Origin of the sequence: Sorangium sp. So ce726, assembly GCF_051521405.1 — a bacterium.
Classification (GTDB): domain Bacteria; phylum Myxococcota_A; class Polyangia; order Polyangiales; family Polyangiaceae; genus Sorangium.
In genome coordinates this window covers 1,211,234-1,237,194 of the sequence record NZ_CP150349.1, presented here as the reverse complement: position 1 = coordinate 1,237,194, position 25,961 = coordinate 1,211,234, and the positions used below count along the sequence as shown (strand labels likewise).

The following is a 25,961-nucleotide window of genomic DNA, read 5'->3' as shown; positions in this document are numbered from 1 at the left end:
CCGCGATCCTCCGGAACGTCCCCCACCACCCGAACGGCGTCTTCGCCGAGGACCCTCGACATGCTCGCGCTCCCCGGGGTCATCCTTCTCATCGTCTTCATCTACGGCAGGCCTCAGGAGTGGGACGAGCGCTTCGAGAGCCTGCCGTTCCTGTACCTCTGGCTCGGCCTCGCCTTCATGGGCATGGGCCTCGATCTCGCCATGGGCAAGATCAGGCTGAAGGCGACCCCGCAGCTCCGGTGGGCCATCGTCGTCTACGTCTGGTGCGTGCTCACGCTGGGCTTCCGGAACCCTGCCGAGTTCTCCGAGGGCTTCGTCTCGATCAGCGTGACGTTCGTGCTCTTCTTCCTGATCGGGCACAGCACCGACGGCTTCAAGGGTTTCCAGAAGCTCGCCTCCACGGTGCTCGTCATGGGCCTCTTCGTGGCGGGCGTCGCTGTGCACCAGGGGTTCTCCCCGTCTCAGTGCCTGGCGGTCTCCCAGACCATCGGAGGCTCGCGCGGCGAGTCGGGCATCCCTGACGGCCGGTCCTGTGAGCTCCGCGTGGACTGCCGCGAGGGGCCGGGCGCCGATCCCGAGGTCGAGTACCTGTGCGAGCGCGTCGGCCTCTTCAAGACGTCGACGATCAACGGCCGCGTTCGCTGGCGCGGCGTGCTCCAGGATCCGAACGAGCTCGCGCTCACGTCGGGCATCGTGCTGCCGTTCAGCTTCGCGATGTTCGAGCAGAAGCGCTCCTTCCTGCGCGCGCTCCTGGTCTTCGCGTCGCTCCTCGTGATCGCGACCGCGATCATCCTCACGCAGTCCCGGGGCGGCCAGCTCGTCTTCGCGACGGTGCTGGGCGTCTACTTCGTCAAGAAGTACGGCGTCCGCGGCGCGATCTTCGGCGCGATCTGCGCGGCGCCGCTCATGATGCTCGGCGGCCGCGGCGGCGACGAGGCGGACGAGTCGGCGGGCGAGCGCACGGAGATCCTGGCCGAGGGCCTGAAGATTTACCGCATGTTCCCGCTGATGGGCGCGGGCTTCCGCCAGTTCACGGAGCACCACTGGCTCACGGCGCACAACGCGTACCTGCTCGCGCTCGCGGAGCTCGGCCCGATCGGGATGTTCGCTTGGACGGCGATGATCTACCTCACGCTCAAGATCTCGCTGGTAGCGCTCAACCGCTACGAGCACGGCGCGCAGTTCGCGTCGATCCGGGCCTGGGCCATGGGGATGCTCGCCGGGTTCTGCGGGATGATGGTGGGGATCTTCTTCCTCTCGTTCACCTACCACTACGTGCTGTGGATCTACTTCGGCCTCGCGGGCGCGTTTTATTGCGCCGTCAAGAACGTCGATCCCTCTTTCTCGATCAAGCTCGAGAAGCGCGATGTGTACCGGCTCATCCTGGCCAACATCGGCCTGGTGGTCGCGCTGACCCTGTACACGAAGTCAAAGGGCCACTGACGCTGTCGCGCCTCCGCGCGGGATGCGCGTGAAAGAGCCGTCTGGCGCTCGAGCGCGCCGGCGTCGGGGGGCGAGGGAGGGCGCCGCGCTATGGCGTCCAGGACGCGAGGGCGGGCGCCAGTGGCTGGGGTGTGAGGCTGAGCGCCGCGCCGGCCATCTGGGACGCGTGGGCGGACGGCGCAGGACGTCTGGCGCTGGAGCGCAGGGCGCCCGGGCTCAGCGCCCGAGGCCGAGGACCATCACGAGCGGCGTCTTCACGATGATCGAGAGCTCCATCTGCAGGAATGTCGTGAGCTTCTCGAGCGACGCGGCGTACGCGAGATCGAAGAGCAGCTTCATCCGCATGTCGTCGGCCTCGGCCCCCTCCGCCTCCTCGAGGCCGAACGGGTTCGTCAGCGTCGCCTCGAACGCGGCGACCTCGCTCTCCGCCGGAGCGCGACCGGTATACCCGAGCGACACCTGCGCGAGCCCCGTGATGCCCGGCTTGATGTCGCGCATCCGCTCCTCGAAGAAGGGAATGGCGAGCGCGAGGTTGACGAGCAGCTCGGGGCGCTCGGGGCGCGGCCCCACGATGCTCATGTCGCCCATGAGCACGCTCCAGAACTGCGGGATCTCATCGAGGCGCGTCTTGCGCAGGAAGCGGCCGACCCGGGTGATGCGCGGGTCGTCCTGCTGGGCGAGCACGGCCCCCGTCAACTTCTCGGCATCCACGCGCATGGAACGAAATTTGCGCATGTGGAATTCGACGAAACGCGGGTAGGCCACGCCGTCCCGCACTTCCGTGCCGATGAGCATCCCGGCACGGCGCTGCATGTAGAAGATCGGCCCGGGCGACTCGATGTAGATAGCCGCGCCGATGAGAGGGTAGAGCGGGAGGGTCAGCGTGAGACCCACGAGCGAGCCCGCGATGTCGATCGCACGTTTCGCTACACGAACGCCAGGTGTCACTGTTTACCTTGTGGCTCCCATAGTCGAGAACGTGGTAGGGTACAAGCTCGGATGGAGGTTTGGGCGTGATCCGACTCCGCGTACCAGGTTCGTTGACCTATCGCCACCTCGCCCTCCGCGTGGTGGCGGCCGCATGCAAGATGGCCGCGCCTGGGAGGGTCGAGGGCGGGTCGCCCGGCCTCACCCAGGAGGATTTCGAGGACCAGACCGTCTCGGCGTTCGGCGAGGCGTTCAACAACATCGCGATTCACGGATACCGCGCTGGCCCGCCGGGTGACGTCGACATCGAGATCGAATCCGACGCGGACGGCATTATCATCCGCTTGATGGACACGGGTTGCAGCTTCGATCCCGCGGCCATCGACAACCCTCCCATCGACGACCTCCCCGAGTCTGGGATGGGGCTCTTCATCATCAAGTCGTTCATGGATGAGGTCGACTACTGTCCCGGCAGCCCGAATGTCCTTCGTCTGGTGAAGCGGAGGGAGGGCAGCTCGTGTATTGCCGGTGACGGGGGTGAAGGCAGCAGCGAACAAGAGCATTCCGACGCCGAGTTCGCCGGGGCGACAGGGCATCGGACGAGCAGTTTTCGAATGCGGAGCGTCTCCCGTTCGGGCGCGACCCGCGCCGCAGGGGGAATCAAAATCCAATGAGCTATACGCGGACCGATAACGGCAGTGAGACGGTCGTGCAGTTCGAGGGGACCCTCGACGCAGTGACCGCACCGGAGTTCAGGACATTGGTGGACGAGCTGGTGGCCGAGAACCGGCAGAACATCACGCTCGAGCTCTCGTCCCTCCGGCTGATCGACAGCTCAGGCGTCGGCGTCATCGTCTCGCTGTTCAAGCGGGTACGGGCCAACGGCGGCCAGGTGCGCATCGTCGGGCTGAGGGATCAGCCGCGCGCGATCTTCCGCCTGCTGCGCCTCGATCGGGTGTTCCCCACGTGATGCTCGGTGGCGGCGCGCGCGCCGCCACCCCGGCCCCCCGGCCCCCCGGCCCCCCGGCCTACCCGTCGACAACGGCTGCGGTGGCAGCGCCGCGCGGCAGGTGTCACGCGGACGTTGCGGAGCGGCTGGAGTCGCCCGGACGGTGCCCTCCGTCGCCGCGGCGCTGGTTCCACGTGCTGCGCGTACTGGGAGCGTGTTAGGCGTGGGGTTGCGCGCGGCAGACACAGCCGGGTGCAACAAGCTGGCGCTCGGGCGTCGCACGTCTACCATAGGCAGCCAGCCTGCCAGACCGGGGTGCGCGTTCTCCGGACCGGGCGGAGCAAGGCAACCTTCGAGGAGCGGGGACCATGGACAAGAAGATGAACCAGCAGCTCTCCGGGCCTACCCCGCCCCAGGAGGCGCTCGGGGCGAGTCCCGCCGACGCAGCGGCGCGGCCTGCAGGTCCGCAGCCGCCCAGCGTCAGCGCGATGATCAACCGGACGCTGGCGCACTGGTACGTGGCGGTGCTGGTGGCGATCGCGGGGATCGGGTTCACGGTGCTCGTCGTGCAGTCGAGGAAGCCCGCGTACCGCTCCGAGACCGTGATCTTCTACCGCGAGGGCGTCAAGGCGACGTACCTCGGGCCCGACGGGCCCGACCCGCTCCGCACCCTCTCCGCGCGGCTCAAGGAGACGCTGCTCGCGCGCTCCAACCTCGAGAAGGTCGTGACGGAGTTCAACCTCTTCCCCGACGTCCTCGAGAAGCGGGGCATGGTCGACGCGGTCGATCGGCTCCGCGCCAAGATCACCTTCAAGGCGCGCTCGCAGGACACCTTCGCGATCTCGGCCGAAGGGGAGACGCGCGAGCAGGCGCAGGAGGTGACGCAGCGGCTCGCGGACATCCTCGTCGAGGAGACGACGCGCATGCGCCGGTCGCAGGCGAAGCTGACGAACGAGTTCCTCGACGCGGAGCTGAAGCGCGCCGAGCAGGACGTCGAGAAGGCCGAGACCGAGCTCGCGGCGTTCCTGGCGGAGCACCCCGAGTTCGCTACCGAGCAGTCCACACCCGGCGGCTCGCAGGGCGGCGCCGCCATCCGCGAGCGGGAGCGGCGCGCCACCGGGACCGACCCGACCCTCGAGGCGCTCGAGCGGCAGGTGCCCCGCCTGCGCAGCCGGCTCACCGGCAAGCCGGAGCAGCCGGCGGTGAGCGCCGTCGGGGTGCCCTCCCCCGCGCTCACCCGGCAGCGGGATCAGGCCGAGCAGGAGCTCGCCACCGCGCGGCGGGATCTGGCCGACAAGCAGTCCCGCTTCACCGAGCAGCACCCCGACGTCCGGGCGGCGGCGGCCCGCGTGAGCAACGCCGAGGCGGCGCTGCGGCGCGCCGAGCAGGCGCTCGTCCTGCCGCCGGCGCCGGAGCCGGTGGTGGAGGTCCCCGCAACCGACGAGGCCGAGAAGGCGAAGATCAAGTCCCAGCTCGCCGCTCTCGAGCGGGAGATCGCGGTGCGCAGGGGCGCGAAGAAGGGCAACGCGGCCGACGCGAGCGAGGCGGCGAAGCAGATCATCAACACCGAGACCGACTGGTCCCGGCTCAGCCGCGAGAAGGCGCGGGCGCAGCAGCGCCTCTCCGACCTCGAGGGCAAGTCGTTCCGCGCAGAGATCGCCGCGAGCTCGGAGCAGGGCGGCTACTCGGCGCAGATCGAGGTGCTCGACCCGGCGTACCGGCCGAGCGCGCCGTCGAGCCCGTCGCGGTTGATCGTCGCCATCGGCGGGCTGTTCTTGTCCGTTGCGGCCGGCATCGCGGCCGCCGCGGCGCGTGGCATCGTGTTCGACGATCGGGTTTACGACATGGAAGATATCGATCGAATGGCGCTCGCTCCGGTGCTCGTCGTCGTACCGGCCGCCGCGCGCGCGCCCCGAGGGCGCCGTGGCTGAGACAGGCGGAGCTGAGCCGGGAAAGCCGCCGCCGGTCGCTTCCCTCGAGCGGGCGCTTGATCAGGTCTGCGACTTCCTGAGTCGCGCGGAGCAGACCGCGCGGGTCCGCGCCCTCGTCATCGAGGCGCGCCGGCTCCGCAACGTGGTCGGCAACTGGCGCTCGATCGCGCCGGATCCGGACGTGCGCGAGGAGATGATCGCCCGCGTCCTGCGCCTCGCGAACGACGCGGAGGACGTGGTCTCGGGGGAGCGCCCGAGCTCCAGCCAGGACGACCCGAGCGCCGCGTTCGACTCACCGACCATCCGGCAAGATCTGCCCCCTTCGGGGCCGCAGCATCCGCAGGCGATTGGGCTGCGCCTCGGCGCCGCGCAGACGCCGGGCGCTCACCCCGGCGCGCAGCAGCCGCTCAGGGGGCCGTCGCCAGCGACGGCGCTCTTCCTCGGGGGTCCTGCGGCGAGCCACGGCGAGCACCGCGCGCATCCCGCGCATCCGGGTACCGCGACGGTGCTCGGCATGCCCGCGCCGGCGCTGCCGCCCGGCCCGGAGCGGCAAGGCTCATCCCCCGCGGTCGCGCGCGTCGTCGATCTGAGCGCGACGCTGAGCAGCCCTGGGCTCGTGTCGAGCGGCGGGAGGCCGGGCAGCTCGCCAGCGCTGCCGGTGCCGATCGACCGGGTCATCGCCCCGCCGGCGCGCGACGTGGGGGTCCGGGACGCGGCGGCGCCTCCCGGGGGAGCGCCGTCGATCGAGCGATCGTTCAGCGGCACGTTCCCCTCGCCTCCTTCGCTCGTCTTCGATCGCGTGGTGCCGCCCGCGACGCGCGAGGTGACGGTGCGCGAGGTGCCGCAGCCGCATCAGCAGCCACCGCAGCAGCAGCAGCAGCCGCCGCCGCCCGAGAGGCCGATCGAGCGCTCGCTCACCAGCACGTTCAACTCGCCGCCCTCCCTGATCTTCAACCGCGTGGTGTCGACCCCGGCGCACCAGGCGGTGGACGCGAAGCTGCAGTCGCTGGATCCGACGTTCGAGGAGCCGCCGTCGCTGCACATCGAGCAGCTGCGCTCCCTGCCCACCACGCCGGAGAACGCCGGGTTGCTCCCGGAGGAGTCGCTGCGCAGCCCGGGCGAGATCACCGTGCGCCCCGTGCCGATGCCGGACGCCGTGGATCCGAACATCGTGATGCTCCGCGCGCCCTACTCGCCCCAGGCCGACGCATACCGGACGCTCCGGCGCAAGCTGCCGACGGGCACGGGGATCACCATCGCCGTGACGAGCGCGGGGCCCGGGGAGGGCAAGACGTCGTGCGCCATCAACCTCGCGCTCGCGCTCCGCGAGACGGTCCGCGGGAAGATCCTCCTCGTCGAGGCGAACATCCGCAAGCCCGGCATCGCGAAGGCGCTGCGGTTCGAGCCCCCGAGCTGCTTCACGGAGCAGCTCCAGCGCCACGTCAACGACCGGTTCGCGCCCTGGGTCGTCGTCGATCAGGCGGCGCCCGCCGTGGCGCCCGGCGACGACGGCGGCGAGTCGTCGTCGGACAGGAACGCCGCCCCGCTGGGCGGCAGGTCGCCCGACGCGAGGCTCGCCCTCCAGACGCCCGTCCACATCCTGGCAGTCGATCCCCGCACGGAGCGACCGCCGATCTTCGATGGGGTGGCGTTCTCGACCGCGATCGAGAGCCTCAAGCGCGCGGGCTACTCGTACATCATCATCGACACGCCGCCGGTGCTCGGCAGCATGGACCTGAACGTCATCGGCGACTCGGTGGACGGCGTGGTCCTGACCTCGCTGGTCAAGAAGTCGACCCGCAAGGCGATCCGCCAGGCCATCGAGCAGCTCCGGCCAGCGCCCATCCTCGGTGTCGTCCTGCTCGACGCCTGAACGGCCGGCGCGCGGCGTTCGCCTCCTTGCGCCGAAAGGTCGGGGAGGCATAGCCGAGCGCCGGCTCCATTGTTACCTTGCAGCCCTCATGCGCTCCGGACGAGGCATTGCGGTCGCGGCCTTCGGCTGCGCGATCCTCACCCACCACGACGCCGGGGCGCAGGACGCAACCCTTCACGGCGTCTTCACCGGGTCGATCGGCGTCACCGACAACGTGAGCTCCGCGGCCGAGCCCCCGGCCGGGCCCGGTCCTGACGCCGACGGCCTCGCGACCGCGAGCCCCGGCCTGATCTTCACCTACACGACGCCGCGGACCGCGCAGACGCTGTCCTACACGTTCTCGACGAGCCTCTTCTTCCAGCACTCGGAGGCGAGCTCGTACTCGAACGTGGCCGCGTGGTCGGGCCGCTTCGTCACGTCGCCGAGGACCTCGCTGACGCTCGGAGCGTCCGGGTCGCAAGGCCAGCTCAACACGTTCCAGCTCGAGCAGACGCCGGGGACCACGACGGTCCAGGGCACCGCGGGCGGGACGACGAACTTCGTGCAGGGGTCGTTCAACGAGGGGTTCTCGTTTCAGCCCTCGCCGGTCTGGTCGCTGGGGCAGGCGGCGACGTTCGCCGTCTACAACCCGCTCCAGGATCGCCCGCAGCGCACGTACAGCGCGGCGAACACGCTGACCGCGGGCCGAAGCTTCCGTCACGACGTCGCGGCCCTCGCGCTCTCGGTCGGCTACACCCATTTCGACAACGTTCCGGTCACCGACACCGATCCTGCGACCGAAGACACGTACACGTCGCGCGACCAGCTCCTCAGCACGCTCGTGGCGAGCTGGCAGCACGACCTAGGGCGTCGCTTCTCGAGCCAGCTCGACCTCGGCGGGGTCGTCGCGACGGACCTGGCGGGCGGCGCCGGGTCGCTCGCGCGCCCGAGCGGGCTCGCGGCGCTGCGCTACTTGCACGAGCGGGGCGACGCTGCCGAGCTCGCGTACACCTATGCGGCCACGCCGAACGTCTTCCTGCAGCAGATCCAGCTCTCCCACATGCTGACGCTCCGCGCCGCCGTGCCCATCCTCCCCGCCTGGCACCTGTCGGTCGAGGGCTCGGCCAGCGCGCAGCTCGCTCAGCCTCTCGAGACGAACGCGGAGGGTGATCTCGACACGGGGCCGACCACGCTCGCGGTGCTCACCGACATCGGGCTGCTCTGGAGCCCCGTCATCGTCATCCCCGACTTCGCGCTCGCGCTCCGGTACCAGCACTCGAACCAGCGCACCGAGGCGAGAACGGCGGAGCTCCCCGACACGCGCGTCGTCCGGAACACGCTCCTCCTGTCCGTATCGGGCGCGTTCCCGCGGCAGATGGCGCCGGGCTCGCGCATCTTGATGACCCAGCCCTTCGGATCTGCCGGCCCTTCCGGCACGCCGCGCCAGCAGACGCCGAGCGAGCCGCTGGAGGACGAGGCGCCGGCGTCTGCTGGCGCCGGCGACGCCGCTCGCTGAGCGCGACGCGTCCCCAGCGGCCATCGCAGCCCCGCCCTTGGCGCGCTCAGGGGCTCCGCCGGGCTGCCGAGAGCGGCGCGCTCAGGTGCGCCGCGCGAGGAGGAAGGCCCTGTCGTCCTCGGGTAGCTGGTCGCCGCGGAATTCCTCGAGCATGTGCGTGAGCTTGTCGGCGATCGACGCGACCGGGCGGCCAGCGCTCGTGGCGCAGAGCTTGGCGAAGCCCGTGCCGAGCGCGTGCAGGCCGAGCATCTGCTTCGACGAGTTGCGCAGCTCGGTGAGCCCGTCGGTGTACATCGCGAGCACCTCGCCCGGCGCGAGAACGCTCTGGTGCGCTTCCATCGGCACCGGGCCGACCCCGAGCGCCGGGTTGACGGCCGCCTGGAGGTGCCGCAGGCCGCCCTCCGCGGTCGCCACCAGCGCCGGCGGGTGCCCTGCGTTGACGCACTCCATGCGGCCCGTCGCGGGGTCGAGGGCGACGGCCACCATCGTGACGAACGAGTGCTCCGGCAGGTACTCGCACAGGTAGGCGTTCAGCCGGTCCATCATGCCCGTGATCCCACGGCCAGCGTCGACCGTCGCGCGCACCATCGTGTGGACGCTCGAGCCGATGAGCGCGGCCTGGAGCCCCTTGCCGCAAACATCCGCGACGGCGAGCATGAGGCGGCCGTCCGGCATCGGGACGATGTCCACGTAGTCGCCCCCGACCCACCGGCACGGCTCGAAGCCGAGCGCCACGTCCAGCGCCTTGAACTCCAGCCGCTTCGGGACGAAGGTCCGCTGGATCTGGTGCGCCATCTCGAGCTCGCGCTCGATCGCCGCGTGCGCCTGCGCGTGGCGCCGCGCCTCCCAGGCCGACTCGGCCTGCTGGTAGACCTCCGCCGCGAGCGCGATGAGCCCGAGCCACTCGACGCTGCCGAAGTCGGGCGGCAGGGTCACGTAGAGCAGGTTCATCATCTGCTCCTCGACGCGCAGCGGACAGGCCACGACCCAGAGGGCCATGACGTCGCGCGACATCGTGAGCTCGACCGTGGCGCTGTCGCTCACCAGGTTGCCGGCGAGCACCGGCTCGCGCGTGTCCTGCACCGCCGCGAGCACGCGGCGCGAGATGTACGGCGGGGCGACGGAGTCCTCGCGCCGGAGCGACTGGAACGGGCGGTGCGGCCCGGACAGGATCGTCAGCGCGCCGTTCTGCCGGAGGCGCAGCGCGAGCGCCATGCTGCCGTGAAAGTCCTCGCGGACCATCAGCTGGCAGAGCGCGTCGAACCGATCCGTGGCGTCCTCGATGCTGAGGAGCCGCCGCGATAGGTCCATCAACGTGAACAGGTGCTTCGCGGCGATCCGCGGCGGGTCAAGCTCGCCGAGCTTGCGGATCGCGGTCGGTTTGTCCTCCTCGAAATGGAGGCCGCCTGGGTCGATCGGCACGCGAGGGGCCCGCGCCGTGAGCTGAAACTCGAGGATGTAGTCGCCGATCCCGATGCGATCGCCCGGCTTCAGCACCTTCTCGTTGATCCGCTCGTCATTGACGAGCGTTCCGTTGGTGCTGCCAAGGTCGCGGATCCACCACCGGCCGAACGGATCGCAGAAGAGCTCCGCGTGGCGCCGGGAGACCGTGTAGTGGTCGAGCGTGAGCTGCACGCCCGGCGCCCTGCCGATGACGATGTGAGACTCCGTCAGCGGCCGTCGCGTCCCCGGGAGATCGCCGAGCCGGATCTCCAGGTGGCCCTTCCAATCCGAGCTCGATGGCGCAGGGCCCAGGCTGTCATCTGCAGGCGACATCGTTCGACCTGGCCCGACCATGGGCGGCGGCGTGGACATGGACCGTCTTTGATGGGTACCGAACCGGCGCCCTGACATCAAGGGGATGCTCGCGATTTCGCGAGCTCGGCAAGAGCTGCATCGGTTACGGGGTTACGGGGTTACGGGGTTACCGGGTTACGGCGCTGCGGGGTTACCGGGTCACGAGGATACGTGGTGACGAGGATACGCGGATACAAGGTGACGCGGCTACGAGGTCGCGAGGACACGCGGAGCCCCCGCGGTAGCCGAGAGTCACCCAGAAGCGCCACCGTGGCGTGGGCGCCACGGCGATGCCCGCGGCGCGCCGCCCACAGCGCGGGAATTGAGCGACACGCCACCGGGCCAGCGTCGGCGCCGCAAGGACGCCGCCGCTGGATGCCTGGTCACCAGGACCGCCGCGCTGGCAAGCGACGCCTGCCCGCGCCGCTCGGGGCGCCCTCCGTCAGGCCTTGACTACCTTGGGGTTCGCCGCGCGGTAGACGCCGCGGGCGTCGACGATCAGGGCGGCGTGGTTCAGCACCAGATCGTAGTCGACCACGGAGTGGTCGGTGACCAACATGACCGCGTCGTGGCTCTTGAGCGTGTCCTCGTTGAGGGGGATGGACGAGAGCTCCGGCAGATGCGGCCAGGTGCGCATGCGCGGCAGCTTGGGCACGTGCGGGTCATGGAAGCTCAGCACGGCCCCGAGCCTGCGCAGGAGCTCGATGATCTCGAACGCGGGGCTCTCGCGCGGGTCGTCGATGTCCTTCTTGTAGGCGACGCCGAGGAGCAGGACCTTCGTGCCCTTCAGCGCCTTGCCGCGCTCGTTCAGCGCGAGCTGGAGCTTGTTGACGACGTAGTGCGGCATCTCGACGTTCACCTCGCCGGCGAGCTCGATGAACTTGGTGGACACGCCGTACTCGCGCGCCTTCCACGCGAGGTAGAACGGGTCGAGCGGGATGCAGTGGCCGCCCCAGCCTGGGCCCGGGTTGAACCGCATGAAGCCGAACGGCTTGGTCGACGCGGCGTCGAGCACCTCCCAGACGTCGATGCCCATGGCGTCGTAGACGACCTTGAGCTCGTTCACGAGGGCGATGTTGATGGCCCGGAAGATGTTCTCGGTCAGCTTCGCCGCCTCGGCCGCGCGCGCCGAGGAGACGGACACGGTGCGCGCGATCGCCTGCGAGTAGAGCGCCACCGAGAGGGCCAGCGACGCGCGATCGACGCCGCCGACGACCTTCGGGATGGTCGCGGTGCTGTGATCGCGGTTGCCCGGATCCTCGCGCTCAGGCGAGAAGGCGAGGTAGAAATCCTGGCCCATGCGCAGGCCCGACTGCTCGAGGATGCCCTTGACGAGCTCATCGGTCGTGCCCGGGTACGTGGTGGACTCGAGCACGACGAGCTGGCCCTTCCGCAGCCGCTCCTTGATCTTCTGGGCCGAGCCGACGACGTAGCTCATGTCGGGCTCCCGCTGGGCCGTCAGCGGGGTGGGGACGCAGATGAGGATGGCGTCGGGCTCGTTGAGCCGCGAGAAGTCCGCCGTCGCCTCGAACTTGCCCGTCTTGGCTGCCGCCGCGACGCGCGCGGGATCGAGGTGCTTGATGTAGCTCTTCCCCTCGCCGAGCGCGGTGACCTTCTCGGGGTCCACGTCGAAGCCCAGCACGCGGAAGCCCTTCTCGATGAACGTGAGCGCCAGCGGCAGGCCGACATAACCCATGCCGATGATGCCCACCTGGGCTTCGCGGGAGTTGATCTTGGCCAGGAGGCTCTCGACCGCAGCGGGATGCGTCTCTGCCATTTCGTTTTATCTCCAGTGGTGGAGGGGAGCCGCGATGCGGCTCCCGACCCAGTTTCGAAGAGAGGGGCCCGACGCTACCACAGGCCCCCAAATTTCGCTCGAGTGTCGCGTGGGGCCCCAACGATCGGAGGGGAAAGGTGCTCCTCGTTGCGGTCCATGCGCTTGTTACGCTTGTTATGCCTGCTACGCGTGTTGCCCTGACCTCGCTCGTAACGCTCGCTGCGAGTGCTTCGCTCGTCACGCCGGGTCGGTGACATTCAGGAAACGCCTTAACGACGGCGGCGGACCGCTTCGCGGGCGAGCTGGAGGAAGTCCCGTGATGCCTGCCGCGCGATGACCAGCGCCGAAGCGACGAAGGCGAGCCCGCCGGCCACCACCTCGGCGCCAAGGCGGCACCCGCGGGGCAGATCGTGGAGCGACCGCATGCCGTAGCGGACGGCGAGCACCGCAGCGACCAAGGGCAGGCACGCGAGGAGCGGGCGGACCAGCGGGCGCAGCAGCCGCATGTACGGGACGCCATCGGCGCGCTTCACCACCCAGAGGCTCGCCAGGGCGTGCACCCCGAACGCGACGCCGACGCCTGCGCAGGCCCAGAGGACGCCGCCGATCGTTCCGAGCAGCGCGATGCTGCCGACGATCGCGGCCACCTTGAGCCACTCCAGGACCATGATCGTCCGCGTCCGGCCGTAGACCTGCATGTACGAGGACAAGACCCAGCCGATCGGGCGCGTGACGCCGAGCGCCGACAGCACGGCGAGGAGCGGGCCGGCCGGCTCCCATGCCTCGTTGAAGAAGGTGTCGTTCAGGATCGTCGGGGCGACCGCGCCGAGGCCCACGGCGAGCGGGAAGATGAGGAGCGCGAGCAGCGTGAGCGCGCGGACCAGCGCCGCCTTGCGCTGCTCCGGCTCGAGCTTCGCGAACGACGGGACGAGCACGTCACCGATGCGCTCGCCGACCTGGGAGGCCGGGATGTCGGCGAGGTTCCACGCGAGGTTGTAGAGCCCGCCGACCTGCTCCCCGAAGAGCCGGATCATCACGAGGTTGTCCCACTTGGAGGCCCCGAAGTTCGCCAGCGACCCGAAGTTCAGCGGGATACCGAAGGCGAACAGCTCGCGCGCCTTCTCGCGCGACAGCGGGCTCGGCGTCAGCCACTCGGAGAGCTTCACCGCCGGCACCGTGGTCACCACGCGCACGACGGCGCGCAGGAGCGTCGCGACCACGATGGCGTTCCCCCCCCAGCCGAGCACGGCGAGGGCGACGGACACCGCGGTGTAGGTGAGCTCGCCGGCGGCGTTCCGGAGGCTGACGCTGCGGAAGCGCATCTCGCGGATGAGCAGGCGATCGGGGACGTACCAGAGCCGATCGATGAACATCGCGACGATGAGCCCCGGCATGAACTCGAGCATCCCGGGCGCGCCGACGAGGTGCACCGCGATCGGCTCCCGGAGGAGGTACACGGCGGCGATGGCGATGACGCCCGCCAGGTGGAAATAGACGGTCGCGTTGAAGACCATCTGGCGGTCGAGGTTGGGCCTCGACGCGATGAACTGGCCGGTCCCGAGGCTCGACAGGAAGTGCGCCGTCATGATGACGACGGACGCAGCCGAGACCTCGCCGTACACATCCGGCGCGATGAACCGGGTGAGCACGAGCGTGCCTATCAGGCCGAGCACGCGCGAGCCGAGCCCGGTCGCGATCGTCCAGACCGCGCCGAGGACGGCCTTTCGTGCGAGCGCGGAGGAGCCGGCCACGATCAGGGCACGAAGACGGTATCGCCGGCCTTGAGCACGAGGTCCTGCTCGGGCCGCTTGCGCGAGGCGATTTCGTCGTAGTTGATGGGGATGTGCCGGAATTTGCCCGGGCTATCCATGCGGATGAGCAGGATCTGATCCGTCGAGGCGAACTGGTTTGGACCGCCGGCGAGCGCGAGCGCCTCGGAGACGGAGACGAAGTAGTTGGAGGTGAAGATGCCGGCGCGCGCGACGTTGCCGCTGACCACGAACCGGTAGCTGTTGATCCCGGTCACGGCGACGGTGATGACGGCCGTCTCGTCCTTCACGAACTCGGCGAGCCGCTTCTTCAGCTCCTCGCGCACCTGGGTCGGGGTCCTGCCGGCCACGTAGACGTCGCCGATGAGCGGCATCGTGATGACGCCATCGGCCCGGACGAGCGCCTCGCTCGACAGGTCGGCCATGCGCCAGACGTTGATCCGGATCTGGTCCCCTACCCCGATCGTGTATTCGTGCTTACGCGGGTCGTACTCCTTCGCGTAGTTCGCCGGATTGTAGACGTACGTGGGCGCGCACCCGGCGGAGAACGCGGCGAGGGCGAGCCCTGCCGCTACCGTCAGAAGCACTCCTCGCATGAAGGACCGTTTCGTGGGACGGGTTGTGCCTTCCATGGGCGTCTGCATTGAGGAGGATGTCAGGCGGTACGGGGTTGCGATCACGCGGCGATCACGGGGCGATCACGGGACCATGAGGTGAACTCGGCCATACGGCGGCGCGATTCACCGAGCGGCGCCAGCATTGCAGGAAGGCCGTCCGCCGCCAAGGGGAAGTTTTCGTACCGCGGCAAAGCGCGGGATCCTCGCGAGGAACCAACTTGACGGGCCGATGACCTCTCTCGAAAGTCGGCTTTGATGCTGCTTCATCTGCAACGGATCGCGGTCCCCTTCGAGTACCCCGTCTACTTCACGGAGGGCGTCTTTTCGCCGAGCAACGCCGATCTAGCGGCCGCCATCGCCGCGAAGGAGCCGCGCCGGCGTCACCGCGTGCTGCCTGTGATCGACGGCGGCGTCGCGGCGGCGTGGCCGTCTCTGGCGGACGACATCGCGCGGTACGTGGGCGCGCGACCGGACCTGCTCACGCTCGCGGCCGAGCCGATCGTGGTGCCCGGCGGCGAGGCGGCGAAGAACGACGGCGCGGCGACGGCGGCGCTGCAGGCGAGGCTCGACGCGCTGGGGATGGATCGGCAGTCGTTCGTGATGATCGTCGGAGGCGGCGCGGTGCTCGACATGGTCGGCTACGCGGCGGCGACGGTGCACCGAGGCGTCCGGGTCGTGCGGATCCCGACCACGGTGCTCGCGCAGGCCGATTCCGGCGTCGGCGTGAAGAACGGCGTCAACGCGTTCGGGAAGAAGAACCTGCTCGGCACGTTCGCCCCGCCGTTCGCGGTGCTCATCGATCCGCGCTTCCTGGAGACGCTGCCCTTGCGCGACAAGGTGGCGGGGATGGCGGAGGCGGTGAAGGTCGCGCTGATCCGGGACGCGCGGCTGTTCTCGTGGCTGTCCGAGCACGCGCCCGCGCTCGCGTCGGGGTCGCTCGCGCCGCTCGCGCAGCTCGTGCGCCGCTCGGCGGAGATCCACCTCCACCACATCGCGAGCGCGGGCGACCCGTTCGAGCTCGGGAGCGCGCGGCCCCTCGACTTCGGGCACTGGGCTGCGCACAAGCTGGAGTCGCTCACGAAGCACAGGCTCCGCCACGGCGAGGCGGTCGCGATCGGGATCGCGATCGACACGCTGTACGCCGAGCTGGCCGGCCTGTGCAGCCAGGCGACGGCGGCCGCGGTGGTGGCGGCGCTCGAGGCGCTCGGCTTCACGCTGTGGGACGACGCGCTCGCGCTGACGCGCACGTGCGAGAGGGGGGAGCGGGGCGAGCGGGGCGAGCGGCTCTGCGTGCTCGATGGGCTGGACGAGTTCCGCGAGCACCTCGGCGGGGAGCTCACGGTGACGTTGCTCGAGGACGTGGGGCGCGCCCGCGAGGTGCACGCGATGGAGGAGCGGCACATCGTCGCGGCGATCGCGCGGCTGCGCGAGCGCGCCGGGAGGCGGGGCGCGCTCGCGGCGACCGGTGCGACCACAGCGGCGGGCGCGGCCACCGGAGCGGCAGGCGTGGCCACGGCAGCGGCGGGCGCGGTCACGGGAGCGGCGCAATCATGAGGCTCGCGTGCGCGGGCGCGCCGCACCTCACGTACTGCACGAACATCCACGCGGGCGAGACGTGGTCGGAGGTGAAGCAGAGCCTCGAGACGCACCTGCTCGCGATCTGGTCGCGCGCGGCCGGCGGGGAGGAAGGGGAGCAGCGCGGAGGAGGCGACGGAAGCGGCGGCGGCCGCAGAGGGGCGGAGGGCCTCGGGCCGAGCGCGCGCCGCCGGTGCGGGGTGGGGCTGCGGCTCTCGGCGAGGGCGGCGGCGGAGCTCGCCGAGCCGGCGGAGCTCGACGCGTTCCGTGATTTTCTCGAGCGGAACGGCCTCTACGTGTTCACGCTGAACGGCTTTCCCTACGGCCGGTTCCACGGCGCGCCGGTGAAGGAGCGCGTGTACCTGCCCGACTGGCTCGACGACGAGCGGCTCGCGTACAGCAATCTCCTGGCGACGCTCCTCGCCGAGCTGCTGCCGGCGGACGAGGGCCTGATGGGCAGCGTCAGCACGGTGCCCGGCGCGTTCAGGCCGCGGGTGCGCACGCCGGGCGACGCGGCGGCGATGGCGCGGCGGCTGGTCGAGCACGCGGCGCACCTCGTCGAGATCCGCCGCCGCACGGGCAAGCACATCGCGCTGGCCCTCGAGCCGGAGCCGTGCTGCTTCCTCGAGACGACGCCCGAGGCGATCGGCTTCTTCACCGATCACGTGTTCGCGCCGGAGCGCGCGCGCGAGCTGTCGGCGCTGGCCGGGATGAGCCTGCCGGACGCCGAGGCGGCGCTCCGGAGCCACCTCGGCCTCTGCTTCGACGCGTGCCACATGGCGGTGGAGTTCGAGGACGCCCCCGCGTCGCTCGCGGCGCTCCGCGCGGCGGGCATCAGCGTGCACAAGGTGCAGCTCAGCGCCGGGCTGCGCGCGCGCGTGGCGGAGCGCGAGCCGGCGACGATGGCGAGGCTGCGCGCCTATGCGGAGGACGTCGTCTACCTGCACCAGGTGGTCGAGCGGCGCGGAGGCACAGGCGGGGGCGAGCTGGTTCGCTACCTGGATCTGCCCGAGGCGCTGGCGTCGCTCGAGGGCGGGAAGGCGGCGCCGACCGGAGCGCAGCCGGAGGAGTGGCGAGTCCACTTCCATGTGCCGATCTTCCGGGAGCTCGAGGGCGCGCTCGCGACGACGCAGCCGGAGCTGGCCGCGCTGCTGTCGCACCTGCGAGACTCGCCTGCAACGCAGCACCTCGAGGTAGAGACCTACACCTGGGATGTACTGCCGGAGGACCAGCGCCGCGGCGGGCTGGTCGAGGCGGTGGCAAGGGAGCTCCGCTGGGTGGAGGAGCGGATGGTGGGTAACGGGGGCGACGGCAGAGGCGTCGGCGGGAGCGGTGGAGTCGGCGGTGGCCGAGAAGTCAGCGCGAGCTCCGGTGGCCGAGCGGACAGCGAAGTCGGCGCGAGCTCCAGTGGGCGAGCGGGCAGCGGAGCGGAGGCAGGGCGATGAGCTCGCGTGCACGGGTGTATCTGCGGCTCGGCCGCGTCTCGAACCTGCCCACGGTGTGGACGAACGTGCTCTGTGGCATGGCGCTATCGGGGTCCGGGCTGCGGGCGCCCGAGGTGGCGCTGGTGGGGTTCGCGGTGTCGCTGATGTACGTGGGCGGCATGTTCCTGAACGACGCATTCGACCGGGAGATCGACGCGCGCGAGCGGCCTGAGCGGCCGATCCCGTCCGGGCTGGTGAGCGCCCGGGAGGTGTTCGCGGTCGGCTACGGCCTGCTCGGGGCGGGGGTGCTGATCGTGGGCGGCCACGCCCATGTGGCGAACCGGGGGATGGCGCCCGCCCTGGCGAGCGCGCTGCTCGCCGGGGCGATCGTGCTTTACGATGCCTGGCACAAGGGGAACCCGCTGAGCCCGGCGCTGATGGGGACGTGCCGTGTGCTGGTCTATGTGACGGCGGCGCTCGCGGCGGGAGGGCAGCTCGGGAGCGCGGTGATCGGCGGCGGGGTGGCGCTGCTGTTCTATCTGATCGGGCTGACCGCGATCGCGAAGCAGGAGAACCTGCTGGCGGTCCGCAGCCTGTGGGCGCTCGGCTTCATGGCGATCCCGTTCCTGGCGACGCTCGGCGCGCCGCTCACCGGGATGATGGGGACGATCGCGTACGGGGCGCTCGTTGGCTGCGTGATCCACGCGATAAGGTTGCTGCGGGGGACGCGAAAGGACCGGATCCCGCGCGCCGTGGTGACGCTCATCGCAGGCATATCGCTGCTGGACGCGGTGCTCATCGCGAGGAGCGGAGCGCCGGGCGCCGGCGGCGCGGCGGCGCTGGCGATGATGGGATTCCCGCTGACGCTGGCGATGCAGCGGGTGGTGAGGGGGACGTGACGTCAGCCAAAGACGTGATTCATCACGATTCCACGAACGTCCTCGGCACGAACCCGTTCGCCTGGTAGAAGCGACGCACAGCTAGAGAGCACAAGCGGCCCTTGCTCTGGGCGCTCCGTCAGCCGGCCGTGCGATCCATTGACCAACCCAGCATCAAGCGGGATCACGTCCATGAGGTATCGAAAACCAAGCTTCTTCTTGACCAGCTTCCAGGCGACATGCACTGGCAGGATTCGTAGCTTGGGGTCGGCGAACAGCTCCACAGGATCGTACCCCGGCTTGCGGTGAATATCGACGGTCCTGGCAAACTCTGGAGCCCTCTCGTCATCGAGCCAGTAGTAGTAGCTAAACCACCGATCCTCTCGCGAGATCGCGACGAGCTCTCCCGATCGTGCATGATCGAGCCCGACGGAGCGCTTGCCCTCCGCGTCAAGGACGACGTCTACTCCGGGGAGCCTCTCCAGGAGCTCCTTCACCTCTTGAATGCGCTCCGGGCGACGCACGTAGACATGCGCCACCTGATGATCCGCCACCGCGAACGCCTCGGACGCACCGGCATCGAGCTTCTCAAGTCCACGCTCGATCCGGACCCGCAGAAGGCCATGCTCTCGAAGCGCGCGGTTGATGTGCACCACGCCGGACACGCGCGTGATGCCGTACTCGGACAGGACGATCACCCGCGTCCCATCCTTGCGCACATGGTCGATGAGCTCGCCGCACACGGCGTCCACGGCGCGGAGATCGCCCTTGATCGCCGGATGCTCCGGCCCTAGCCGCTGCAGGTTGTAATCGAGGTGCGGAAGGTAAACCAAAGTCAACGTCGGTCGCTGTGTGTCGTACACGTGGCGCGCGCACCGAGCGATCCATTCCGTTGATCGGATATCCGCGTTCGGCCCCCAGAAATTGAAGAGCGGGAACTCACCTAGCCGGGAGACGAGCTCATCGTGCAATGACGCCGGCTCGGTGTAGATATCCGGCAGCTTGAGCCCGTCCGCCCAGTAGATCGGCCTTGGCGTCACCGCGTAATCCGCCGAGCTGTACATGTTGTACCACCAGAACAGCTTGGCGCAGGTGAACGCCGGGTCACGCCGGCGCGCGGCCTCCCAGATCTTCTCCCCCGTCACGAGCTGGTTCGCCTGACGCCACAGGTTCACCTCGGCGATGTCGCGGAAGTACCAGCCGTTCGCGACACAGCCGTGCCCGCTCGGGAGGAGCCCTGTCGTGAAGGTCGATTGGACCGTGCAGGTGACCGCTGGCAGCACGGTCTGGAGAGGGCGCACCGCCCCTTCCCCGGCGAGCCGCTTCAGGTTCGGCGTGGCGTCGCCGAGGAGCTCGCCGGTGAGCCCGACGACATTGAGGACGACGGTGCGGTGCATATTTGCGCTCGATCAGCCCTTCACGACGGGGGCCTGCCCGCGCAGGACCGAGTTCCCCTCGAACAGGGCGCGCTGATCCACCGCCGGCGCCTCGCCGAACTCCGCGAGGTCGAGACGGCCGCTCTGGGAGAAGAAGGCCAGAGGGTTCTTCCAGACGATCCGCTCGATCGCCTCATCCGAGATCCCGTTCTCGCGCATCCGCGCGGCCGTCTTCGGGACCTTGAGCGGATCGCTCACGCCCCAGTCCGCCGCGCTGTTGATCAGGATCCGCTCGGCGCCGTACGTCTTGACCAGCGCGACCATCCGTTCCTCGTCCATCTTGGTGTTTGGGTAGATGGAGTGACCGGCCCAGCAGCCGGTCGCGAGCACGAGCGGCAGCGTCTCCTCGTTGTTGTGATCGACGAGCACGCGCTCTTCAGGGAATCGAAGCTCCCGCACCAGGGCGAGCGTCCGCTCCGTGCCGCGCTTCTTATCGCGGTGCGGCGTGTGAACCAGAATCGGAAGATCGTGCTCTCGGGCGAGCTCGACCTGCTGGGCAAAATACTTCTCTTCCTCCGGTGTCATGTCATCGAAGCCGATCTCCCCGACCGCGACCACGCCCTCCTTGTCGAGATAGCGAGGCAAGAGATCGATGACGCCTTGCGCCACGCGAGGGTTGTTGGCCTCCTTCGGGTTGAGCCCCAGCGTGCAGAGGTGACGGACGCCGAACTGGCTGGCCCGGAAGCGCTCCCAGCCGAGCAGGGACGTAAAGTAGTCCTCGAAGGTGCCGACATGGGTCCTCGGTTGACCGAGCCAGAACGCCGGCTCGAGGACGGCGACGATACCGGCCGCGGCCATCGCCTGGTAGTCGTCCGTCGTCCGCGATGTCATGTGGATGTGAGGATCGAATAGCTTCAAAGGTCCCTCCGCATCGCGCCGCTTCACTCGGGGATCCGCGTCGCGCGCTCGCGCTCATGGTCCAGGGAGAGCAGGCCGATGTCGGCCGGGACGCTCCGGCCAGCCGCCCTCCGTTCACTCGCGAAGTCCTCCGCCATCCTGGCGAGCTCGCTCGAGCGCCGCCGGTCGAGCCCGACGATCCGCGCGAGCGCCACGCCCATGAACATGGCCTTGAGGACCATCTGATTGAAGTTGAGATCAGGGAAATAGGCCGCTGGGTAAGGATTCTCGCAGGCGATCGCCTCGAAGATGGGCAGTTCGTTCGTACGGCACGCCTCGACCGCCAGCGGAACGAAGCGCTCCGCCTCGGCCAAGAGCGGCAGTGACCGCAAGAGCGCCTGCCGCTCCCGTCCATCTCCCTGCTCGTAGCAAACCCGGAGCAGCAATTCGAGCTCCGGTGCGGGAAGGCGCCTCGAAACCTGCGCGAGCATCGTTACCCGGCCGAGCTCATCCACCCCTCGTCCATCGACCACCCCGGCGACCCCGGCAGCCTCCAGCGCATCCCGCTCCTCGGCGTGAAGTCCGAGCGGCTCCTTGCCGAGCACGCGTACCGCCGCAGTGAACGTCGCGAGGAAGCGGTCGCTATCGAACCAGGTCGACGCCTCGCTCACCGGTGCATCCAGCGCGCCGCCAAGGCGCGCACCGGTCCCAGTCAACCTCTCGACGCGCTCCAACCAGGAACGCGCCGGCGGCGGAATCCGGCGCGACAGAATTTCAACCAGCAGTAGGGAAGAGTCTTGCATTGTAGCCATGTCAGCCGATCCAGCGCGCCTGCCGCAAGATGCCGACGTCGCCGAGCGGTGGAAAGTTATACCAAGGGGCGCGCTGTTCGGATAGTGTCCTACTGCATGATAGACCAGAAGCGTTTCCGTTTGTCTTTCATGCCCATCGCAGCCGCCGTCGCCGGGATCGGCCTTATGCTGAATGGCTGCGGCAGCAGCGACTCGGGAGCAGGAGGAGGCGGCGGGGGAGGCTCCGGTCCCGGTGCGACGGGCACCGGCGGCGGCAGCACCTCGGCGGGCACTCCGACGACGAGCAGCGGAACCAGCTCGAGCACCAATTCGACCAGCGCAGGCACCAATTCGACCAGCGCAGGCACCAATTCGACCAGCACAGGCCCCGGCTCGACGAGCGGAGCGGGAGCCGGCCCTGCGAGCGGAACCGGCGTGGGAGGGAGCGGGACCATCGAGTGCGACGAGCCGGGCGGGACCGTACCGGCGCTCCGCCTCACGGAGGTAGCGAGCGGCCTGGACCAGCCCTTGTTCGTGACGAGCGAGCCCGAGGACCCCAGCCGGCTCTACGTCGTGGAGCAGGGCGGAACCATCCGCCTCATCAGCGGAGGGGAGCTGCAGAGCGCTCCGTTCCTCGACATCAGCGCGGACGTCCAGGGGAGCGAGTACGATGAGGATGAGCGAGGGCTCCTCGGACTCGCGTTCCACCCGGAGTATGCGAGCAACGGAAGGTTCTTCGTTTATTACAACACGAGGTCACGAACGCTGGTCCTCCGAGAGTACAAGCGTTCAACAGGCAATCCGGACCGAGCTGACCCGCAGCGAACAGCCGAGTTTTTCTCAATACCGGTGTTGGTCGGCAACCACAATGGCGGGATGCTCGCGTTCGGCCCTGATGGGATGCTCTACATAGGCGTCGGCGACGGCGGCGGGGACACCTCCAACCCGGATCCGGACAACAACGGGCAAAACATCGAGGTGAAGTACGCCAAGATACTTCGCGTAGACGTCGAGAATCACCCGACGGCGCCGGACGGGAATGTCCGCGGCGGAGACCCGTACGTGTGGGATTATGGATTTCGCAATCCGTGGCGTTTCAGCTTCGACCGCTGCAGGGGCGATCTCTACATCGGAGACGTCGGTGGGCGCCTCTTCGAGGAAATCAACATCGAGCCGCGCGGCCAGGGCAACAAGAACTACGGATGGAGCGTCACCGAGGGTGGCACATGCCTTCAGGACGACCAGGCGACCAGTTGCGACTCGCCGACGATCACACCGCCCGTCGTGGCATATGACCACGACAACGGCGATGGCTCAGTGACAGGCGGCTATGTCTATCGTGGGAGCAGGATCCCGGAGCTTCGTGGGAAGTACCTGTTCGGCGACTTTGAAACGGACCGAGTCTGGATGCTCACCTGGAAGGACGGCGTCGCCACGCCGAGGAGCTCGCTCAGCCAGGACCTCGCTTCTGAGAGCACCATCCAGGGCCTCGCTTCGTTCGGTGAAGACGCAGCGGGCGAGCTCTACATCGTCTCCTACGGAGGCCGCATCTTCCGGATCGATCCGGAATAGATTGGCCCGTGGTCCGCAGGGACCAGCGCGGCCGTCCGTCGTTGGTCCCTAACCTCCGAAGAGCAGCTTACCAGATCTGGATTCGAGCCATGCAGAAGACGCGGAGATTGGCGGTAGGTTGGGCGCTCGCGCTCGGGTTGCTGAGCCACGAGGCAGCAGCTGGAATCGATGACCTCCTGGGCACGGGGCCAGACGAGATGCCACAGCCGAACAATCTGGGCACCGCTGAGCGCTGCGCTGGCTGCCATCGAGCAGAGATCGAGGATCACCGGGATTACATGCCCACCGACACGTGGGCAGGCACCATGATGGCCAACGCATGGCGCGATCCGGTCTTCAAAGCCGCTCTTGCGGTTGCCAACCAGGACGCGCCTGGGGTCGGGACCTTCTGCCTGCGATGCCACTCTCCCATTGGGTTCCTGAACGGGAGAGCGACCCCCCCGGACGGCTCTGGATTCGACCCCGAGGCGTCGGTCGATGGCAAGATCGTCGATGGCCAGGGGGTCAGCTGCAGCGCTTGTCATCGCGCGATAACGACGCCAGACGCTGACGACGCGTACATCATTGGCAATGCTCAGCTCGTGTTCGACGTCACGCCCGAGGTTGCTGGATTCACAGCCACGCCCATGGTGTATGGTCCATATGAAGACGTCGTCTCTGAATCTCACACTGGAGAAAGGACGCCCGCGTTCGCCGAATCCGCGTTTTGTGGCCAATGTCATCAGGTCACCAATCCGGAGGTCATGCTGAAGGACGCGAGCGGGACCCCCACCACCATCGAATTTCCGCTCGACACGACCTACGAGGAGTGGGCTTCCAGTGACTTCCGCAATGGCGGCTCGAGCGCTCAAAGTTGCGCCGATTGTCATATGCAGAGGAGGATCGGCGAGTTGCCTGTCGGCGATCGCGGACCGATTCGAACCGATCCGCGCACTCACCTCCTCGTCGGCGGCAACCACTGGGGCATCCAGGCCGTCATGGCGGCCGACGAGGCGCGCGCCGCGGAGTACGCCGACTCCTTCCAGCTCGCGCTCGACGGTACGCTCAAGAGCCTCGCCTCGGCCGCGTCGGTGACGCTCGTCGAGGCCCCGCAGGAGGCCGCTCCAGGAGAGGAGATCGCCGTCACCGTCCGGGTCGAGAACCTCACCGGTCACAAGTTCCCGACAGGCTATGCGGAGAGCCGGCGCGCCTGGATCGCCGTGTTCCTCGTCGACGAGAACGGCGTCGAACGGCCGCTGCTCGGCGGCTACGACGCCGATACCGGGGAGATCCAGCACGAGCCGCCCACCCACGAGTACCGCGCCGTGCACGGGCGATGGAACAGCGAGGCGGGCGTGGGTGAGAAAGAGGAGCACCTCGCGCTCCACGACATGATCATCTCCGACACGCGCATCCCGCCGAAGGGCTTCGTCCCGTCGCGGACCACCCAGCCGACCCAGGAGATCGACTTCACCGATGGGAACGACGGGTACCGCAACTACGACGAGGCGCGCTTCACGCTCACCGTCCCGGCCGACGCCTTCGGCAGGCAAACGCTCTCGGCGCGCGTGTACTACCAGTCGATGACGAAGGAGTACATCGAGTTCCTGCAGTCCGAGAACCGCACGGACAGCACGGGAGACGACCTCCTGGCCATCTACGAGGAGACCGGCGAGGCGCCGCCCATCCTCGTCGCGGCCGATGACGCGGAAACGCCGCTCGATCTCGGAGAGCCGCCCGTCAACGCCAGCAGCAGCAACGGCGCCGGCGGCAGCGGCGCCGGCGGCAACGGCACCGGCGGCGACAGCTCGACCGGCGGCAGCGTCAGCCGCTCCAGCGACGACGGCGGCTGCGGCTGCCGGATGCCCGGCAACGCCCCCAACGGGTGGCTCCCCGCGGGCCTCGCGGGGCTCGCCCTCGCCGCCGCAGCCAGGCGCCGGCGCACACACCGGCGGAATTGAGCCTCGCTCCACCACGAACCGCCGCAAGCTCGCATCGCCGCGGGCGGATGAGCCCCGATCGGCGCCGTCCCGCCGTTTCACCTGGAGACGGGCCCTTTTTCGCTCGCATCGCCCCCCCGGCGCCTTCATAGATCGAGCCCACCCAGCGCCTCACGGCGAGCCTCGCCTTGCCCATCTCCCGCTTCGTCGATCCCCTCCTCGTGCTCCTCGTCGCCGCGGGCGTCGGCCTCGCGCTCTCCGGCGGCGACTGGAGCTTCCGAACACGCGGGGCGAAGATCGGGCGGGCGCTCGCGTGGAGCGCTTGGCTCGCGCTGTGGCTCCTCTCCACGCCCTGGCTCTCCAGCGCGCTCGCACGCCGGATCAGCACGGTGCCGAGGGACCTGCACGCGGAGCTCGCCGGAAGCTCACCCGAGCGGCGGGTCCTCGTCATCCTCACCGCCGGCATCGACGCCGACGAGTTCGGCGAGCCAGCCATGGAACGGCAGTCGGCGGAAGGCCTCGAACGCGGCCTCGCCGGGGCGCGCGTCTACCGCGAGTACGGCTTCGGCCACATCATCGTCTCGGGGAAGGACGTGAGAACCGCTCCCACCGAGCTCGCCAGCGCGATGGCCGATCTGCTCGTGGAGCTCGGCGTTCCCAGGAAGAAGATCATCCTGGAGACCGAGTCGCGCGATACCCGAGAGAACGCCCTCCACTCCACGCGGATCGCCCGCGGCCTGTCGGCCGACGCCGTCGTGGTCGTGACCAGCGCGCTCCACATGCCGCGCTCCCTCCGCATGTTCGAGCGCGCAGGGCTCGACGTCCTCCCCGCTCCGGTCAGGTTCCAGTCGCTGCCGCCCGACGGGCCAGAGAAGCTTCTCCCGGAGTCGCTCTCCCTGAGGCGGTCGCAGCGCGCCGTTCACGAGCTCGTGGGTCTCTTGGAGCCGTAAC

At 69.2% G+C, this 25,961-nt stretch carries 21 protein-coding genes; 12 read left to right on the top strand and 9 right to left on the bottom strand.

Annotated elements, in window-relative coordinates; all coding sequences use genetic code 11:
* The first annotated feature begins 60 nt into the window (after positions 1 to 60).
* Entirely contained in the window at positions 61 to 1,443 is a 1,383-nt protein-coding gene (locus tag WME79_RS04560) for an O-antigen ligase family protein (protein ID WP_437532375.1), read from the top strand.
* Positions 1,444 to 1,659: 216 nt separating this feature from the next.
* Here the strand turns inward: WME79_RS04560 and WME79_RS04555 are convergent, their stop codons facing one another.
* Positions 1,660 to 2,391, bottom strand: coding sequence for a sugar transferase (locus WME79_RS04555; protein WP_437532372.1), 732 nt, complete (start codon positions 2,389 to 2,391; stop codon positions 1,660 to 1,662).
* Between the two features lie 65 nt (positions 2,392 to 2,456).
* Between WME79_RS04555 and WME79_RS04550 the strand changes: the two genes are divergently transcribed.
* The 5 genes from WME79_RS04550 to WME79_RS04530 all read left to right on the top strand — a co-directional run bounded on the left by WME79_RS04550 (position 2,457) and on the right by WME79_RS04530 (position 8,618).
* Positions 2,457 to 3,044 (top strand): ATP-binding protein, encoded by a 588-nt coding sequence (locus tag WME79_RS04550; RefSeq protein ID WP_437532370.1) that lies wholly within the window; start codon positions 2,457 to 2,459, stop codon positions 3,042 to 3,044.
* Entirely contained in the window at positions 3,041 to 3,340 is a 300-nt protein-coding gene (locus WME79_RS04545) for an STAS domain-containing protein (RefSeq protein WP_012233514.1), read from the top strand. The genes WME79_RS04550 and WME79_RS04545 overlap by 4 nt, the downstream gene beginning before the upstream one ends.
* 347 nt (positions 3,341 to 3,687) lie before the next feature.
* A complete protein-coding gene (locus WME79_RS04540; protein ID WP_437532368.1) occupies positions 3,688 to 5,250 on the top strand; it encodes a GumC family protein in 1,563 nt (520 codons plus the stop codon).
* Positions 5,243 to 7,123, top strand: coding sequence for a hypothetical protein (locus tag WME79_RS04535; RefSeq protein WP_437532365.1), 1,881 nt, complete (start codon positions 5,243 to 5,245; stop codon positions 7,121 to 7,123). The genes WME79_RS04540 and WME79_RS04535 overlap by 8 nt, the downstream gene beginning before the upstream one ends.
* A gap of 88 nt (positions 7,124 to 7,211) precedes the next feature.
* Positions 7,212 to 8,618, top strand: coding sequence for a hypothetical protein (locus tag WME79_RS04530; RefSeq protein ID WP_437532362.1), 1,407 nt, complete (start codon positions 7,212 to 7,214; stop codon positions 8,616 to 8,618).
* Positions 8,619 to 8,699: 81 nt separating this feature from the next.
* Here the strand turns inward: WME79_RS04530 and WME79_RS04525 are convergent, their stop codons facing one another.
* From WME79_RS04525 to WME79_RS04510, 4 genes are all read right to left on the bottom strand, one after another.
* Positions 8,700 to 10,394: a SpoIIE family protein phosphatase gene (locus WME79_RS04525; RefSeq protein WP_044963983.1), complete on the bottom strand. Its 1,695-nt coding sequence runs from the start codon at positions 10,392 to 10,394 to the stop codon at positions 8,700 to 8,702.
* 463 nt (positions 10,395 to 10,857) lie between these two features.
* Positions 10,858 to 12,192 carry a nucleotide sugar dehydrogenase gene (locus tag WME79_RS04520; protein ID WP_437532359.1) on the bottom strand — a complete coding sequence of 445 codons (1,335 nt, stop codon included), beginning with the start codon at positions 12,190 to 12,192 and terminating at the stop codon, positions 10,858 to 10,860.
* Positions 12,193 to 12,461: 269 nt separating this feature from the next.
* A complete protein-coding gene (locus WME79_RS04515; RefSeq protein ID WP_437532356.1) occupies positions 12,462 to 13,943 on the bottom strand; it encodes an oligosaccharide flippase family protein in 1,482 nt (493 codons plus the stop codon).
* A 2-nt stretch (positions 13,944 to 13,945) separates the two neighbouring features.
* On the bottom strand, positions 13,946 to 14,557 hold the full coding sequence (locus tag WME79_RS04510; RefSeq protein ID WP_437532354.1) for a polysaccharide biosynthesis/export family protein: 612 nt from the start codon (positions 14,555 to 14,557) through the stop codon (positions 13,946 to 13,948).
* A gap of 273 nt (positions 14,558 to 14,830) precedes the next feature.
* On the opposite strand from WME79_RS04510, the gene WME79_RS04505 reads away from it, so the two are divergent.
* From WME79_RS04505 to WME79_RS04495, 3 genes are read left to right on the top strand one after another with little or no spacing between them, the layout of a single operon-like run.
* Entirely contained in the window at positions 14,831 to 16,132 is a 1,302-nt protein-coding gene (locus WME79_RS04505) for a 3-dehydroquinate synthase (protein ID WP_437532351.1), read from the top strand.
* Entirely contained in the window at positions 16,129 to 17,598 is a 1,470-nt protein-coding gene (eboE, locus tag WME79_RS04500; protein ID WP_437532348.1) for a metabolite traffic protein EboE, read from the top strand. The genes WME79_RS04505 and eboE overlap by 4 nt, the downstream gene beginning before the upstream one ends.
* A complete protein-coding gene (locus tag WME79_RS04495) occupies positions 17,595 to 18,476 on the top strand; it encodes a UbiA family prenyltransferase (protein WP_437532345.1) in 882 nt (293 codons plus the stop codon). Before eboE ends, WME79_RS04495 begins: the two co-directional genes overlap by 4 nt.
* A 2-nt stretch (positions 18,477 to 18,478) precedes the next feature.
* Here the strand turns inward: WME79_RS04495 and WME79_RS04490 are convergent, their stop codons facing one another.
* The 4 genes from WME79_RS04490 to WME79_RS04475 form a co-directional block, all read right to left on the bottom strand.
* Positions 18,479 to 19,852, bottom strand: a complete 1,374-nt coding sequence (locus WME79_RS04490) for an alkaline phosphatase family protein (RefSeq protein ID WP_437532342.1) — start codon at positions 19,850 to 19,852, stop codon at positions 18,479 to 18,481.
* Between the two features lie 12 nt (positions 19,853 to 19,864).
* The gene (locus WME79_RS04485) at positions 19,865 to 20,749 is read right to left on the bottom strand and encodes a TatD family hydrolase (RefSeq protein WP_437532339.1); all 885 of its coding nucleotides are present in this window, start codon (positions 20,747 to 20,749) and stop codon (positions 19,865 to 19,867) included.
* A 23-nt stretch (positions 20,750 to 20,772) separates the two neighbouring features.
* Positions 20,773 to 21,399 (bottom strand): EboA domain-containing protein, encoded by a 627-nt coding sequence (locus tag WME79_RS04480; RefSeq protein ID WP_437532336.1) that lies wholly within the window; start codon positions 21,397 to 21,399, stop codon positions 20,773 to 20,775.
* A gap of 230 nt (positions 21,400 to 21,629) precedes the next feature.
* The gene (locus tag WME79_RS04475) at positions 21,630 to 21,902 is read right to left on the bottom strand and encodes a hypothetical protein (protein WP_437532334.1); all 273 of its coding nucleotides are present in this window, start codon (positions 21,900 to 21,902) and stop codon (positions 21,630 to 21,632) included.
* A 52-nt stretch (positions 21,903 to 21,954) separates the two neighbouring features.
* On the opposite strand from WME79_RS04475, the gene WME79_RS04470 reads away from it, so the two are divergent.
* The 3 genes from WME79_RS04470 to WME79_RS04460 all read left to right on the top strand — a co-directional run bounded on the left by WME79_RS04470 (position 21,955) and on the right by WME79_RS04460 (position 25,960).
* Positions 21,955 to 23,091, top strand: a complete 1,137-nt coding sequence (locus tag WME79_RS04470; RefSeq protein ID WP_437532331.1) for a PQQ-dependent sugar dehydrogenase — start codon at positions 21,955 to 21,957, stop codon at positions 23,089 to 23,091.
* An 869-nt stretch (positions 23,092 to 23,960) separates the two neighbouring features.
* Positions 23,961 to 25,031: an MYXO-CTERM sorting domain-containing protein gene (locus WME79_RS04465; RefSeq protein ID WP_437532329.1), complete on the top strand. Its 1,071-nt coding sequence runs from the start codon at positions 23,961 to 23,963 to the stop codon at positions 25,029 to 25,031.
* A gap of 167 nt (positions 25,032 to 25,198) precedes the next feature.
* Positions 25,199 to 25,960: a YdcF family protein gene (locus WME79_RS04460; RefSeq protein WP_437532326.1), complete on the top strand. Its 762-nt coding sequence runs from the start codon at positions 25,199 to 25,201 to the stop codon at positions 25,958 to 25,960.
* Position 25,961 lies beyond the last annotated feature (1 nt).